The 16,031-nt window shown below is 44.8% G+C and carries 13 protein-coding genes and 1 tRNA gene; 3 read left to right on the forward strand and 11 right to left on the reverse strand.

Annotation, left to right across the window (positions count from 1 at the left end):
* The first annotated feature begins 6 nt into the window (after positions 1 to 6).
* Entirely contained in the window at positions 7 to 1,416 is a 1,410-nt protein-coding gene (locus tag AB4329_RS00715) for an amidohydrolase (RefSeq protein WP_017063178.1), read from the forward strand.
* Between the two features lie 128 nt (positions 1,417 to 1,544).
* On the opposite strand, the gene motX is transcribed toward AB4329_RS00715, so the two are convergent.
* Together motX and AB4329_RS00725 are read right to left on the reverse strand one after the other, a co-directional pair.
* Positions 1,545 to 2,180 (reverse strand): flagellar protein MotX, encoded by a 636-nt coding sequence (gene motX, locus AB4329_RS00720; RefSeq protein ID WP_017063177.1) that lies wholly within the window; start codon positions 2,178 to 2,180, stop codon positions 1,545 to 1,547.
* A gap of 298 nt (positions 2,181 to 2,478) precedes the next feature.
* Positions 2,479 to 3,795, reverse strand: a complete 1,317-nt coding sequence (locus tag AB4329_RS00725) for an adenylosuccinate synthase (RefSeq protein ID WP_010434108.1) — start codon at positions 3,793 to 3,795, stop codon at positions 2,479 to 2,481.
* 172 nt (positions 3,796 to 3,967) lie between these two features.
* Here AB4329_RS00725 and AB4329_RS00730 point away from each other — a divergent pair, with 172 nt between their 5' ends.
* Positions 3,968 to 4,156 carry a DUF2065 domain-containing protein gene (locus tag AB4329_RS00730; RefSeq protein ID WP_010434105.1) on the forward strand — a complete coding sequence of 63 codons (189 nt, stop codon included), beginning with the start codon at positions 3,968 to 3,970 and terminating at the stop codon, positions 4,154 to 4,156.
* Positions 4,157 to 4,346: 190 nt separating this feature from the next.
* Here AB4329_RS00730 and hflC read toward each other — a convergent pair whose 3' ends face one another.
* The 8 genes from hflC to tsaE form a co-directional block, all read right to left on the reverse strand.
* A complete protein-coding gene (gene hflC / locus AB4329_RS00735; protein ID WP_017059930.1) occupies positions 4,347 to 5,324 on the reverse strand; it encodes a protease modulator HflC in 978 nt (325 codons plus the stop codon).
* A gap of 2 nt (positions 5,325 to 5,326) precedes the next feature.
* On the reverse strand, positions 5,327 to 6,529 hold the full coding sequence (gene hflK, locus AB4329_RS00740) for an FtsH protease activity modulator HflK (RefSeq protein WP_017063176.1): 1,203 nt from the start codon (positions 6,527 to 6,529) through the stop codon (positions 5,327 to 5,329).
* 27 nt (positions 6,530 to 6,556) lie between these two features.
* On the reverse strand, positions 6,557 to 7,864 hold the full coding sequence (hflX, locus tag AB4329_RS00745) for a ribosome rescue GTPase HflX (RefSeq protein ID WP_017059928.1): 1,308 nt from the start codon (positions 7,862 to 7,864) through the stop codon (positions 6,557 to 6,559).
* A 44-nt stretch (positions 7,865 to 7,908) separates the two neighbouring features.
* Positions 7,909 to 8,172 (reverse strand): RNA chaperone Hfq, encoded by a 264-nt coding sequence (gene hfq, locus AB4329_RS00750; protein ID WP_017059927.1) that lies wholly within the window; start codon positions 8,170 to 8,172, stop codon positions 7,909 to 7,911.
* A gap of 192 nt (positions 8,173 to 8,364) precedes the next feature.
* Positions 8,365 to 9,297: a tRNA (adenosine(37)-N6)-dimethylallyltransferase MiaA gene (gene miaA / locus AB4329_RS00755; RefSeq protein WP_102394615.1), complete on the reverse strand. Its 933-nt coding sequence runs from the start codon at positions 9,295 to 9,297 to the stop codon at positions 8,365 to 8,367.
* Between the two features lie 97 nt (positions 9,298 to 9,394).
* Positions 9,395 to 11,626: a DNA mismatch repair endonuclease MutL gene (gene mutL, locus AB4329_RS00760; RefSeq protein ID WP_372137569.1), complete on the reverse strand. Its 2,232-nt coding sequence runs from the start codon at positions 11,624 to 11,626 to the stop codon at positions 9,395 to 9,397.
* 102 nt (positions 11,627 to 11,728) lie between these two features.
* Entirely contained in the window at positions 11,729 to 13,444 is a 1,716-nt protein-coding gene (locus AB4329_RS00765) for an N-acetylmuramoyl-L-alanine amidase (RefSeq protein ID WP_017067933.1), read from the reverse strand.
* Positions 13,438 to 13,902: a tRNA (adenosine(37)-N6)-threonylcarbamoyltransferase complex ATPase subunit type 1 TsaE gene (gene tsaE, locus AB4329_RS00770; protein ID WP_004735870.1), complete on the reverse strand. Its 465-nt coding sequence runs from the start codon at positions 13,900 to 13,902 to the stop codon at positions 13,438 to 13,440. The genes AB4329_RS00765 and tsaE overlap by 7 nt, the downstream gene beginning before the upstream one ends.
* Before the next feature lie 240 nt (positions 13,903 to 14,142).
* On the opposite strand from tsaE, the gene queG reads away from it, so the two are divergent.
* Positions 14,143 to 15,321, forward strand: coding sequence for a tRNA epoxyqueuosine(34) reductase QueG (queG, locus tag AB4329_RS00775; RefSeq protein WP_372137570.1), 1,179 nt, complete (start codon positions 14,143 to 14,145; stop codon positions 15,319 to 15,321).
* A gap of 612 nt (positions 15,322 to 15,933) precedes the next feature.
* On the opposite strand, the gene AB4329_RS00780 is transcribed toward queG, so the two are convergent.
* A tRNA-Gly gene (locus tag AB4329_RS00780) sits at positions 15,934 to 16,009 on the reverse strand.
* Positions 16,010 to 16,031 lie beyond the last annotated feature (22 nt).

Raw genomic sequence — 16,031 nt, forward strand, 5'->3', positions numbered from 1 at the left:
TATGATATGAAACTAAAACGCACTTTATTGGCTTCAGCTATGGCGAGCCTAGCGCTGTTCCCATTCGCAAGTTCGGCAATGGAAAAGGCTGACCTGATGATTACCGATGCGATGGTTCTAACCATGAACCAAGACAAAACGGTTTATGAAAGCGGTACTGTTGTCGTCAAAGACAACAAAATCATTGCGGTTGGTGATGCTTCACTAGAGAAGCAGTACCAAGCTAAGCAAGTGTTAGACGTTGATGGCGATATCGTTATGCCAGGTCTCATCAATACCCATACTCATGTATCAATGACAGTTTTCCGTTCGTTAGCCGATGATGTGCCAGATCGCCTGCACCGTTACATCTTTCCGCTAGAGAAGAAGCTAGTATCGCGAGACATGGTACGCATTGGTGCGAACCTAGGTAACGTTGAAATGGTGAAAGGCGGTGTGACAACTTACGCCGACATGTACTACTTCGAAGATGAAGTCGCAAAAACCGTCGATAAGATCGGTATGCGTGCCATCCTAGGTGAAACGGTGATTAAGTTCCCTGTAGCCGATGCGGCCAACGCCGAAGAAGGCATTAAGTACGCGTTGAACTTCATTGAAGAATACAAAGATCACCCGCGAATCACACCAGCGTTTGCACCGCATGCGCCTTACACCAACACCACAGAGATCCTGCAGAAGATCTCTAAGCTCTCTCTAGAGCTCGATGTACCAGTAATGATTCACCTAGCAGAATCACACCGTGAAGAAGAGAAAATCGCCGAGCGTTCAGATGGGCTATCACCGGTTCAATACATGGACAGCATTGGCGCACTCAACAAAAACTTGGTGGGTGCACACATGATCCTTGTTGACGATCATGATATCGAGCTGGTGAAAAAATCGGATATGGGTGTGGCTCACAACATGAGTGCCAACATCAAGTCAGCAAAAGGCGTATCTCCTGCACTTAAGATGTATGACGAAAATGTTCGTATTGGTTTAGGTACTGATGGCCCAATGTCTGGTAACACACTGAGCACCATTGATGAATTCAACCAAGTCGCTAAGGTTCACAAGTTAGTTAACAAAGATCGTGCTGCGATGCCGCCGATCAAAGTGATCGACATGGCGACCATGGGCGCAGCAAAAGCGCTGCACATGGAAGATAAGATCGGCTCTCTTGAAGCAGGCAAACTGGCTGACATCATAGTGATCGATACTAAGGCGCCAAACATGGTTCCGGTCTACAACCCATACTCAGCACTGGTGTACTCAGCTAACTCAGGCAATGTTCGTCATTCCATCGTTGATGGCAAGATCATCATGCAAGATCGCGACATGCTAACGGTAGACGAAGATAAGATCCGCCAAGAAGCACTCGATTTCACTAAGGTTGTTCGTGAAACGGTAATTGAGTCTGGTGAGGTTGTTCAATAAACTCGCAATCGAATAGCATGACCTCCTAAACGTAAAAAGCCCCGCACTAACTAAATTAGGCGGGGCTTTTTAAGTCTTGTTTCCTGTAACAATGAGTGCAGGGATCATTACAGGCTTCTTGCTCGGTATTACCAGAACACGTCTCGACGTTTTGCTCGAGCAATAATATTGTCTGGCATTCTCTGTTCCAGGCCGCTACGAAGCACAGTGATACGTCTGTGTTGTCTTTGGTCTGCGGTTACCGAGTTATACAACCAACGGTAAGCATCTTCATAATCCAATGGGCTACCGTAGTCACGTAACAAGAGTTCCGCTAAGTGAATGCTCGCACTTAAGTTACCCATAGAGGCCGCTTCACGTAGATACGGAATCGCACGCTCTTGATCTTGTTGTACCAAAGTACCACGAGAGTAATAACGACCTAACTGCTCTAATGCAGCGGGTAAACCTTGATGTGCCGCGTTCTCCATATAGTAAAGGCCAAGCTCTACATCTTGTGGAACACACACACCCCAAGCCAACATATCACCGTATAAAAACTCATAAGAAGGCAAGCTAATACGCGTTGCACGAGCAACGATATCTTCAACTAACTGGCACTTATCAGCTTTCACTCGCTCTAGATGTTGATTATTTTCGATTAAATTAATCAGTTCAGCTTCTGTATATATTGGAACGGGCTCTCCCACATCAGCCAAATTAGCATGACTCAAGGGTGAGCTCAGCGCCATTATTAATGAAGCTGCCACAATTCGTAGCTTCATACCTGCACTCTATTATCTGTCGCTAAAGTTATCTATTGAGGAATGCAGAGGATTTCTACACGCACAAAACAGGGTGAACTTCACTTTCCATGATATCTGTATCGGCAATAACCCCGACGGCTTTAGACAAAACTTGCCGCTAATGGGCAATATTTTGCCTGATGACGCTTAAAAGATCACCATCAAAGAGTGAACGGCTAAATTGCAGGTATTAAAAAGCCGACTTAATAAAGTCGGCTTTTAGAAAACTATTTTATTATCAAAGCACTGTTCGTGCCTGGTAATCACTCAGCAGGCATTATGCGCCGTATGGGTGAACCTTGATGATAGTTTCGTTACGATCTGGGCCAGTTGATACGATATCAATTGGAACGCCAGTTAGGTCTTCGATACGCTTGATGTAATCTAGAGCAGCTTGTGGAAGCGCGTCGATAGATTTAGCACCAAATGTGTTTTCAGACCAACCAGGCATTGTTTCGTAGATTGGCGTCGCTTCTTCGAATGACTCAGCAGCCATTGGAGAAACTTCTAGGATAGAACCATCTTTCATCTTGTAACCAGTACAGATTTTTAGTTCTTCTAGGCCATCTAGAACGTCTAGTTTAGTTAGACACATACCAGATAGAGAGTTGATTTGGATTGCACGACGCATAGCAACAGCATCAAACCAACCAGTACGACGTAGACGACCAGTTGTTGCGCCAAACTCGTGACCAACATCGCCTAGGTGTTTACCAACTGGGTCTTGCTTCTCAAGGCCATCGTATAGCTCAGTAGGGAATGGACCTGAACCAACACGAGTACAGTAAGCCTTAGTAATACCAAGGATGTAACCGATGTGACGAGGACCGAAACCAGAACCTGCAGCAACACCACCAGCAGTCGTGTTAGAAGACGTTACGTATGGGTAAGTACCGTGGTCGATATCTAGTAGCGTACCTTGAGCACCTTCGAACATGATCTTGTCGCCGCGCTTACGTGCTGCGTCTAGTTCGTCAGTTACGTCGATAACCATCGCAGTTAACATGTCTGCGTAGCTCATCGCTTGCTCAAGAACTTCTTCGTAGCTTACTGTTTCAGCTTTGTAGAAGTGCTCTAGTTGGAAGTTGTGGAATTCCATCACTTCTTTTAGCTTCTCAGCAAATGCTTCTTTATCGAAAAGGTCGCCAACGCGTAGACCGCGACGAGCAACTTTATCTTCGTAAGCAGGACCGATACCACGACCCGTTGTACCGATAGCTTTAGCGCCACGAGCGATTTCACGCGCGTTGTCGATTGCAATGTGGTACGGAAGAATTAGAGGACAAGCTTCAGAGATGAAAAGACGTTCACGTACTGGAATACCGCGATCTTCAAGAGGCTTCATTTCTTTTAGAAGTGCGTCAGGCGATAATACTACACCGTTACCAATAACACATTTAACGTTATTACGTAGGATGCCTGATGGAATTAAGTGAAGAACGGTTTTTTCACCGTCAATTACAAGTGTGTGACCTGCATTGTGACCGCCTTGGTAGCGAACCACGTATTTTGCATCTTCAGTTAAAAGGTCAACGATTTTACCTTTACCTTCATCACCCCATTGGGTGCCTAGAACGACTACGTTATTTCCCATCTTTCCAATTTCTGTTGCTAATTAAAAATGGATTCTAGCACTGAATCACACTTCTTGCAGTCACTTTTTGTTCATAAACGTTAACGCTGTACAAAAATAAACCAGCCATAACTGGGGACAGATGTGTAAAGATACTGATATCATTGCTTTTTTACAGACAAAAGGCAGAACCATGTCTCAATCAATTTGGCTCGCTATTGGGCTCGTACTTATTGTGGAAGGGCTCGGCCCCTTGATTGCACCCAATGGCTGGAGAAACATGGTCGCGCAACTGAGCGAGCAACCAGACACGCAACTGCGCCGCATTGGAGGCTGTCTTGTGGTCGCTGGCGCCGTTATCGCTTTCATGACCTACCGTTAGGTTCCTATAAGTACTAATCTGTTTATAAGTACCACTCTGTTAAGCGCCTTCCCTCGCGCCCCAATAGTGAATCCACAAACATGTCTCCTCCTGAAAGAAGTCATAGAAAACAAAAAGGCTCCCACAATGGGAGCCTTTTAAGTTTTAACGTATTTTGCTTATTAAGCTAAGCATTCGCTAACGCATCAGCTTATTTTGCTGGAGCGCCGCTTGCTTGATTCATGTATTGGAAGAAGTCAGTCTTCGGATCCAGTACTAGAATGTCGCTCTTATCGCTAAATGATGTCTCATAAGCTTGCAATGAACGCATGAAGCCGTAGAACTCAGGATCTTTGCTGAACGCATCAGAGTAGATCTTCGCTGCTTCTGCATCCGCATCACCACGAGTGATTCGAGCTGTACGGTCAGCTTCAGCAAGAACTGTTGCCACTTCTAGCTCAGCTTGAGCACGGATAACTTCCGCTTTCTCACGACCTTGAGAACGGTGTCTACGAGCAACCGATTCACGTTCTGCACGCATACGGCGGTAGATAGATTCACTGATTTCGTCAGGAAGGTTAATCTTCTTCATACGAAAATCAACAACTTCAACACCTAAATCAGCCATCGCACTTTCTGCCGTTCCAGACAAAACGTTTTCCATGATCTTATCGCGTTCGCCATCAACTTCTAGTGCTTCTGCAGCCGCTACCGTTGTGACGACTTCGCTATCAGCAGAGTCTGGCAGGATGTCCTTGTTACGAGGGCCTGACACGATCTGCTTAATTTCACGAGAACCAATTTCAGAACGAAGAACATCTGTCACTTTACGCTCAAGAAGTGCTTCTGCCGTCATGATATTACCGCCACCGGTACTCAGATAGAAACGTCCAAAATCAGCAATACGCCATTTTGCGTAAGTATCAATTAGAACGTCTTTTTTCTCTGATGTTACGAAACGGTCAGAACGGCCATCCATCGTTTGAATACGAGCATCAAGTACTTTTACGCGATCAAACATCGGTAGTTTAAAGTGCAGACCTGGTTCATAGATTCGTGATACGCCGTTGTCATCGAGAACTCGACCAAAACGAATTACCATGCCACGCTCACCTTCTTGAATCACAAACACTGACATCAATAGAAGGGCAATCGTCACAACTAATACAGGGATCATTAATTTACGCATTATTAGTATCTCCCTTGGCGTGAACTGTCTGAACGAGTTTGAGTGCTAGGCTTTGGATCCGCTTGAGTTTCTAACTCAATTTGATCGTAAGTTGATGATGCTTTTGCAGGGCGAGAGCCCGACTGAGAACCACCTTGTGCGCCTAGCTTATCAATTGGTAGGTATAGCAAGTTACCGCTTGATTCAGAATCAATCAGGACTTTCGATGTGCTTGAGTACACTTTTTCCATTGTATCTAGGTACATACGGTTACGTGTTACTTCAGGAGCAGCTTGGTATTCAGGTAGCAGTTTCTCGAATTGAGCAACTTGACCTAGAGCACCATTAACTGTGCGCTCTGAGTAACCCACCGCTTCTTTCTTCAAACGCTCAGCACGACCTGTTGCTTTTGGAAGAATGTCATTTCGGTAAGCTTCAGCTTCACGCTCGAAACGCTCTTCATCCTCACGAGCCGCGATAGCATCATCAAATGCATCTTTCACTTGCTCAGGTGGACGTGCTGACTGGAAGTTCACATCAACAATCAGAATACCCATATCGTAGCTATCAATAATACGGTTCAACGTTTCTTGAGTGCTTTGACGAATCTGCTGACGACCACTTGTCAGGATACTATCCATTAGTGAGTCACCAATTACCGCACGAAGCGCAGAATCGGTTGCTTGGCGTAAACTGTCGTCTGCATTCGTTACACGATACAAGTACTTGTATGGGTCAGAAACACGGTATTGAACACCCATTTCAACGGTCACAACGTTTTCATCTTTCGTTAGCATCGTGCCAGCAGCACGTAGAGAACGAATCGCTTGAACGTTTACTAGTTGCTCATCACTGATTTCATCGATGAAGCGTGGGTGCCAGTTAAGACCAGGTTCTTCGATACGGTCGAACTGACCCAGTCGAAGTACTACTGCTCTTTCTGCTTCGCCAACGGTGTAGAAACCAGCGAAGAACCAGATAGCAATAGCAATAACGGCAATGACACCAAAGCCAATTGCACCGCCACCACCAATAGATGGCCCGTTACCGTTGCCACCCTTTTTACCAAACTTGCCACCTAACTTTTGACTTAGTTTATTAAACACTTCGTCTAGATCTGGCGGTCCTTGATCTCGGCCGCCGCGATTATTTTTATTACCCCAAGGGTCATTATCGCGGCCGTTATTATCGCCGTTGTTGTTATTTCCAGGCTCATTCCACGCCATTAGAAAGCTCCATCATTTGATATGACGTTATACTGTAGCAGTCTCTTTGGTAACGATAAAGTCACCTAAGAGCGCCCCTTCTCTTTTTTCAAGTTTAGACCAATCTATTTGTTGCATTCGGATATCTATCAACAAGTTACCATTTTCATCATACTCTTCCTGTTGAATACATTTCATCTCGAAGAATAAGCTGCGAATACGGCCCTGATGTTGATGTGGAATACACAACCGGAATTGAACCATCTGGCTAGCTAAACGCTCAGTTAAAGCTTCAAACAGCAGTTCAATACCTTCTCCTTCCATTGCAGAAACCCAAACAGCGCGAGGTGCGCCCTCTTCGTCTCTTTCAATTCGAGGTTTTTGGTCTTCCATGCAGTCAATTTTGTTCATGACTACAAGGGTTGGCACTTCATGAGCATCGATTTCTTCTAATACTTCATGAACAGCCTGAATGTTCTCACGAAAACGGTCATCACTGGCATCAACAACATGTAACAAAATGTCAGCTTCCTGCGTCTCTTGTAATGTTGCCTTGAACGCAGCGACCAAGTCGTGTGGTAGATGACGGATAAAACCTACGGTATCTGCGAGAATTGCAGGCCCGACATCTGCCAAATCAATCTTACGTAGTGTTGGGTCTAGGGTTGCAAACAGTTGGTCTGCCGCATAAACACCAGCACTTGTGATGCGATTGAAAAGTGTTGATTTCCCTGCGTTGGTATAACCAACCAAAGAAATTGTTGGGATTTCAGCTCGATTACGAGCACGTCGTCCTTGTTCACGCTGTTTAGCAACTTTCGCTAAACGACGTAGTATTGCCTTTATACGGTCACGCAACAAACGTCGATCGGTTTCCAGTTGAGTTTCACCTGGACCACGAAGACCAATACCACCTTTCTGCCTTTCAAGGTGAGTCCAACCACGAATCAATCGGGTAGAGATATGACGAAGCTGAGCGAGCTCAACTTGTAGCTTACCTTCATGAGTTCGCGCACGTTGTGCAAAAATATCTAAGATCAAACCCGTGCGATCAATCACACGACATTTACACAATTGCTCGAGGTTGCGCTCTTGGGCAGGAGAGAGGGAGTGGTTAAAAATCACAATTTCAGCACCGGTCAGCTGAACAGCTTGTGCGATTTCTAGGGCTTTACCTTCTCCAACGTAGTATTTAGGGAGTGGGGATTGTCGGCTACCAGTAATCACTTGTAGCGTTTCTACCCCCGCTGAGGAGACCAGCATTTCACATTCGCTTAGATCTTCCCATTCTCCCTCTTGCGTGAAGTTGATATGAACAAGTACGGCTCGCTCGCCGGATTCATAACGGTCAAACAAGCAACCAACTCCTTATTACAGCGCAAGCTGTACAAATTGAACGATTAATCTTCAGTCTTCTCTGGACGATCAGATGGCGTGCGTTGCTCGCCGCTGTGGTGACTAACTGCGCGAGCAGGTACCACAGTAGAAATCGCATGCTTGTAAACCATTTGGTTTACTGTGTTCTTCAATAAGATCACGAATTGATCGAAAGACTCGATCTGACCTTGCAGCTTAATGCCGTTAACAAGATAGATAGAGACTGGAATGCGCTCACGACGGAGTGCATTTAGGAATGGGTCTTGTAGCGATTGCCCCTTAGCCATTTTATTTTCCTTATTTGTATTTTGTTGTAATTATTTAGCTAGTGGTGCACAAAAAGGTGCGGCCTTTGCATCTGAGCTAAATGAATAAAAAAACTCCGTTGTTATTGAAAGGCTGTGATTTTTAAAAGCCTCAATAACGGATCCTTTCCAGAGTATATTCACGCAAAAGCGATCACATTATACACAGCAATACTAATCAGATGCTATTGCATCTGAAAGAGTTTCTAACGCTTGATCAATGTTTTCGCTATCTAACCAAGTTAAATCATCCCAACTGCGCAACCAGGTGATTTGTCGCTTGGCCAACTGACGGGTTGCACAGACACCACGGAAAACCGCTTCGTCTAAATCACAATTACCGTCTAAATAATCCCACATCTGCCTATAACCAACGCATCGGATCGATGGCAGTTCAGGGTGAAGATCTTCTCTGGCGTACAACGCCTTCATTTCATCTTCAAACCCAGCTTCTATCATCTTCTCGAAACGCAGCTCAATGCGGCGATGGAGTTCAGTCCTTTCCTTGGGAGCTATTGCAAATTGTTTTACACGAAATGGCAGGCTATCGCCTTTCGTTTGAGTTAGCTCTGTTAATGTTTTACCCGAAATTCGGTAAACTTCCAATGCCCTTGAAAGCCTTTGTGGATCATTTGGGTGTATTCTTTCAGCGGATACGGGATCTATCTCTCTTAATTGATCGTGCAATGCCTGCCAACCTTGTTCGATAGATTCCGCTTCAATCTGCTTACGAATCTCTTGATCCGCGGCTGGTAATGGCGATAAACCTTCCAACAATGCTTTGTAGTACAGCATTGTGCCACCAACAAGTAACGGGATTTTGCCTTCCGCTACAATCTTATTCATTTCATTGATCGCATCACGACGAAAATCTGCCGCAGAATACGCTTCGCTTGGATCCAAAATATCAATCAAGCGATGAGGCGCGAGCTCAAGCTCTTCCGCATCCGGTTTAGCGGTACCAACATCCATGTCTTTGTAGATCAATGCCGAATCGACGCTGATGATCTCTACAGGGTATTTCTGACGTAAGCGGATAGCTAAATCTGTTTTTCCTGACGCCGTTGGGCCCATTAAAAACAACGCTAAAGGTAATTTTTCAGTCATGATATTTTGTATTTGCTTCTCTGTTTTAGCGCTTTTTAGCAAAGGGCTTTGTGTCGCGACGTATTCAGCTAAAAAGACAAAGGTCGTCGCGAAAAAATTAAACCGTAAACGCGGCTATAGTCGCTGAAAAGTCGATAGGATTAACAAACTCTGGATCATCTAATGGAAGTAGACCATGCCAAAGTTGTTCTAGTTCCCCAACTAGTTGAACCGCTTCAGATAAAGTGTAGTCGCTTTTTACTTGTGCGGTTTGAATCCCGATCCAGTTAACCAAAGCTGACAACATGTCATTAGGTTGCTTCACTGCACCCTGGGCATTTATTGAAGCCGCGTAAGATAACAGATCTGGGATCAAAATTTGTAAGTTTTGCTGCCTTAAAGGAGAAGGCACGCCCATCACCATTACCGCCTCGCTGTTTCGCGCCTTAAGCTCAATCCCCAGTAATGCCAGAGTTTGACTCAGCGCCTTAGCAACTTCGACAAGTTCACTACCCAGCTTAATCGATAAAGGCACCAATAACGGTTGGCTTTTTAACGCGCCACCTCGAGTATCAAGCTGACCAACAACACGTAATAATTCAGCCTTAGCTAAGGAAACCAAAACACAGCCATTCTTGTTGCCCATCACGAGATATTGACGTTCAACAACCGAGACCGCTTTCCCCAAATCCGTCACTGCTGCTCTTGGCTTTAAATGAACAGGATTCTGTTGAGCAGGCTTAGCTTCTTTATTTTCTTTATTTTCTTTATTTTCTTTATTATCTTTATTTTCTAAGTTGTCTCTGGTTTCTACTGGTGCCACATGCTCTTGAGAAAGTGAAGGCTGTACAACTTGCTCATCAAAATCTGGCGTTTTCAGAAGCTCTTTATAGGCTTTCACTTCTCGCTTAGATGGCGCGGGTTCACCATGATGTTGGTGTGGCTCTTTCTCTTTTTTAGGTTCAGGTCGAGACTCTATCCACTCTTGGCGAGAGGAACCGGTAAAACTGCTGTCACTAGTAGCCGAGCTTCGGCCAGCAGATGAACTTGGACTGGTTGATGAGCTTGGGCTAATTGATGAAACATAATGTCGCCCACCATCATTAACGCTGTGTTGAGGCTTATCAAAAGCGTGCTCTGATTCTGCTTTTCTCGGGTAGGCAGGCGTTTGCTCAATAGCGTGTCGCACCCTATCCGAAACTTGGGTTTGATCCGAACTGCTAGGCATTACGCTTTCTGGCTCAGCGAAACTTGCAACACCATCAACTGCAGAGCTCGTACTATCTTGCTGATGATGAATCACTTCTGACTGATGAAAAGCCGACTGATTGATTGGTACAGCATCGATCTGCTTGCTCTGCGCTAAACCATCGCTCAATGCTTGGTAAATAAAGTCATGCACAAGGCGCGCTTGATGAAAACGCACTTCATGTTTTGCAGGGTGGACATTCACGTCCACCTGATGTGGGTCGAGTTCAATGAACAACACATACGTCGCGAATTGGTCTGGACGCAGGCTGGTTTCGTAGCTTTGACGAATCGCATGATTGATCAGCTTGTCACGCATCATACGACCATTCACATAGCAGTATTGCAGGTCGCTTTGTTGTCTTGCTCCTTCTGGCGTGGTGATCCAGCCATGAAGTTTTAGGCCTTGATGCTCAAGTTCGATCTTAAGCATATGACGAACAAAAGGATTGCCACATACCGCAGCGATTCGCTTTTCTGCTTGAACTTGTGTTTTTGCAGCGCGGTACTGACGAATCATCTTACCGTTATGACGAAGATTGATCGTCACATCAAAACGGCTCAATGCGATGCGCTTCAACAGTTCATCGATATGAGTAAATTCAGTTTTCTCGGTGCGTAAGAATTTGCGGCGTGCTGGCGTATTAAAGAACAGGTCCAACACCTCAACCGAAGTGCCAATAGGATGCGCCGCAGGCTGCAGTTTCACCTGCATATCACGGCCTTCACTGTGTGCTGCCCAAGCTTGATCTTGAGTGGCAGGGCGTGACGTCATGGTTAAGCGCGCAACCGAGCTAATACTCGCCAGCGCTTCACCACGGAAACCGAGGCTGACGATCGCCTCTAGGTCATCAAGAGTGTGGATTTTGGAGGTAGCATGACGACTCAGTGCCAAGGCAAGCTCATCTTTTACGATGCCTTTACCATTGTCACGAACGCGGATCATCTTGGCGCCACCTTTCTCGATATCAATATCGATACGTGTCGCACCAGAATCCAAACTGTTCTCAACCAACTCTTTTACAACAGAAGCGGGTCTTTCTACCACCTCACCCGCTGCGATTTGGTTAGCTAACCGAGCTGGCAGTATTTTGATCGTCATATTTATAGCTACCTTACTGCCATTGATGGAAACGCTGCTACGTTTGCACTAGTTCTTATTTTTTATCATTGATATACCTGAAGCTGTTTAGCATTCCCAAGACTACTTGTGAGGAATAATCAACACTTGGCCGATAGCTAGACTGTCAGATCTTAGCTTATTCGCTTGGCGAATGCTGTTGACGCTCACGCCGTATTTCGAAGCTATCTTGCCAAGGTAATCACCTCTTGCAACTTTGTGTTTGCGCAGAGGAACATCTTTAACTTCAACCGTAATACGTAACTTTTGGCCTACTCTCACCGTCTCTGATTTCAAACGGTTCTCACGTTTAATATCAGCCACCGACACTTTATAGCGGCTGGCGATCTTACCTAGGTACTCTCCAGACTTAACCGTGTGAGTGATGGTCTTCGTTTTAACCGCACTGCTTGATGATGAAGTTGAAGCACTGCCTGGAATCTTAAGTACTTGACCAATTGCTAGGCTGCTCGATTTCAGATTGTTGAACTTCATCAACGTCTGTGTCGACGTACCATACTTGCTCGCAATCACAGACAAAGACTCACCACGAGAGACTTTATGTTGGCTCACGCTGCCCGTTGATGACGTTGCGTTAGACAAGATAATCCCTTCAGGCGGGTTAGCCTTCAAATACTTAACCACCGCTTTAGTCACTGCTCGTGCCAATTTATCTTGGTGCGAACGTTGGAAAAGAAGCTTCTCTTCCGTCGGATTCGAAATAAAACCTGTCTCTACCAGTACTGATGGGATCTGTGGTGAACGTAATACTGCTAAGCTGGTGTTAATCGGCTTGCTATTGTGCAGTTTCGCAACCTTACCCATTTCAGACAGAATTGCCGTTGCCAGTTTGTAGCCCTCTTTTTGAGAGTGGCTAAACTGCAAATCAAGCAGGGTTTGGTTTACGTTCTTATCATCAATATTGCTTGTGAACGCTGCACCGCTACCACCAAGCAATTCAGACTGTTTCTCTTTATTCTCAATCCAACGAGAGATCTCTGTATTTGCGCGTCGAGTGTTCAATACAAACACTGAACCACCTCTTGGTTGAGGCGTCGTAAAGGCGTCGGCGTGAATAGAGATCAACAGGTGAGCTTCATTCTCTCGAGCAATCGCAACACGTCGATTCAGGTTCACAAAGTAATCAGCATTCCGAGTCATACGAGTTTTGATCCCCGGGACCGCATTCAGTTGAGCTGCTAACTTCTTAGAAATACTCAGAGTCGCGTCTTTTTCGTATTTACGCGTAGGACCAATCGAACCTGGGTCTTCACCACCGTGGCCAGGATCAATCACAATTAGAATATCTTTCTGGCGCTTAACCTGATTAATGTTCTTACTTACCGTTGGCTTACTCGGTGTCGATGTCGCTTTACTTGCCGCACCATGAGGTAAGTCGATCACCAAACGGTGTCCATACTGACCACCTGGGGTCGGGCTCAGTTTGAATAATTCTGCTTTAGACGACTTCTTTAACTCAAAAACCAAGCGATAGGTGTTTTTGTCTGGCGGTGAGCTCTTACGAATCTTAGATAGAACAGGGCTGTCTTTCACCTCGACCGGTAACTTAGTCGCAAGACTGGTATTTTTTAAATCAACCACTAAGCGACTCGGGCTACTCAGGGTGAAATAGCTAAAGTCCGCTTCTGATTTTAAGTCGATAACCACACGAGTTTCTTCTGGAGAAGGCCAAACCCTTAAACTTTTCAGTGAGTTTGCAGAAACAAGTGAAGAAAACAGTATAGAAAAAACAGCAGCCATCATGGCCACTGTTGAAATAAGGCGTTTAGAAATCAACATAACTCCAACTGACTAAGTAAGCGCTGTCCGTATTCACTATTAGCGGTTAAAGAAACAATACGGTGATCGTCTTGGTAACGAATATCAATATCCAAATCGGCTTCTGGTAGCATCCCATAACCTTTCTCAGGCCATTCAACCAAACAGATAGCATCCGGAGTAAAGTAGTCACGAATTCCCATAAACTCTAACTCTTCAGGATCGGCTAGGCGATAAAGGTCAAAGTGGTACACCTGCCAATCTGCAAGTTGATAAGGTTCAACTAGAGTATACGTTGGGCTCTTTACATTTCCTTGATGGCCAAGTGCTTTTACAAAGCCACGACTGAAAGTCGTTTTACCTGCGCCAAGATCACCATGCAGATAAATAGTCGTCTGCTGTGAGCAAAGATTCGAAAGCTCCGTTCCTAATTGAATCGTTGCTTGTTCATCTTTCAAAGTAAATTGTTTCGTGCTCATGAATACGTTCTCTAAAAATCGATCGTTGACTATATAAAAATCAAAAGAACAAGAATAGTAAACCGTGATGCTTTTGGGAGACAAGCACTCAAGTGTAAGTTCTATGAAAAATACTGCTCAAAACGCGTCTGTTCTGGTCAACACCACTAAGATCCGTTAAGATCCGCCCCCATTTTTGCCGAACCTAATTTTAATTAGCCTTATCTCTAATTGTAAAACAGAGAAAATAAGAAATAAGCCATGAATCTAGACCATCTTGCTGAAAAAATTAAAATCTGGGGAAAAGAGCTGGGCTTTCAAAAAGTTGGCATCTGCGATATTGATTTAAGTGAACACGAAGCCCCTCTTCAAGCATGGCTAGATGCTGGCAACCACGGCGAAATGGATTGGATGGCTCGACATGGGATGATGCGTGCACGTCCTGATGAACTTCACCCAGGCACAATTCGAGTGATCAGCGCTCGAATGAACTACCTACCACCAGAAGCTCAGTTCGCCTCTAACCTAAGCGATACCACTCAAGGCTACATCAGCCGCTATTCTTTAGGCCGCGACTATCACAAATTGTTCCGTAACCAGTTGAAAAAGCTAGGACAAAGAATTGAAAAAGAGGTCGAGGGTTTAGACTCACGCCCTTTCGTCGATTCAGCGCCCATTTTGGAAAGACCACTCGCTCAAAAAGCAGGGTTGGGCTGGACAGGTAAACACTCATTAATTCTTGATAAAGACGCTGGCTCTTGGTTCTTTCTAGGGGAGCTGTTAGTTAACATCCCTCTTCCCACGGATGAACCCAGTGTTGATGAGTGCGGCAAATGCACCGCATGTATCACTTCTTGCCCAACGGGTGCCATTATTGCTGATGGCGTGGTTGATGCGCGCAAATGTATTTCGTACTTAACCATTGAATATGATGGTGTGATCCCTGAAGAGTATAGAGATGCCATTGGTAACCGTATCTACGGTTGCGATGATTGTCAGTTAGTTTGCCCGTGGAATCGTCATGCCGAACTCACAGAGCAAACAGACTTTCACCGCAGAGAAGATTTCCAAGAAGCCGATCTGGTTTCACTTTCAAGTTGGGACGAAGCAACCTTCCTAAAGAAAATGGAAGGCTCAGCAATCAGACGTATCGGCCACACCCAGTGGTTACGCAATATCTTTGTTGCGATGGGCAATGCACCATTTCAACAACGCATTATTGAAACCCTGGAGTCTCATCAAGGCAAAAACGAAATGCTTGATGTGCATATTGAGTGGGCTTTGAATAAACAACTACAGCAGTTACCCAACGCTAGCAGTGTGCAAGAAGATAGCTCTACGCAGAAAAATAGCTGTGTGCAAAAAAGTAACAGCAAAATCTCCACCAAAAAGCACAGACTGATACGTATAGTAGAGAAAGGACTACCAAGAGACGCCTAGCCCTTTTGGTATCAACGATTGACAGCGACACCCACATCGATAGTCCAATATTTAAGACAACTCGTTGCACATAATTTTAGAACAATGTTTGACCTTGTTCTCAATTCTAACAATGTGGAAAAAATTCAGAACTCTCGTAAACTTCCGACACCCGAGCAAAGTTAAACACAGTACCGATAAATGATTAAGATCAAAAAACAACAAGTTAACGATCTTTTATTAAATCCAAGATAGGCATCCAACTTGATAAAAAACAACAAGTTACGATCGCTGCAATTCATCTAATATATTGAAAACAAGAAAGATCTTTTAGGGATAGGTAAAGAATTAAGCCTGAAACAACTTTATCAACCAAGTTATCCACACCTAACATTTTGTGGATAAGTCTGTTTATAGATGTGAAAAACCTCAAGTGTCTGCTTCAGAGACCTGATATTTACTAGCATTTCAGTTGCTAAGAAAAATTTAAGACAAAAAAATATCCACCATGATGGAGGATTATTTGCTTTTTTGGGGGATTATGCTTCGCAGCATTAAAGAAAGAGCGTGACCTTTGCGGTCGCCTTTAAACACAGAGGTTTAAAGTACTTATTAGCTTTTTTAGAAGAAAGCTGGAGCGATACATCGGGTTCGAACCGATGACCTCAACCTTGGCAAGGTTGCGCTCTACCAACTGAGCTAGTATCGCATAAGTTATTCGCTGCTCATAC

Origin of the sequence: Vibrio sp. 10N.261.54.A5 (assembly GCF_041471145.1) — a bacterium.
GTDB lineage: Bacteria > Pseudomonadota > Gammaproteobacteria > Enterobacterales > Vibrionaceae > Vibrio > Vibrio crassostreae_C.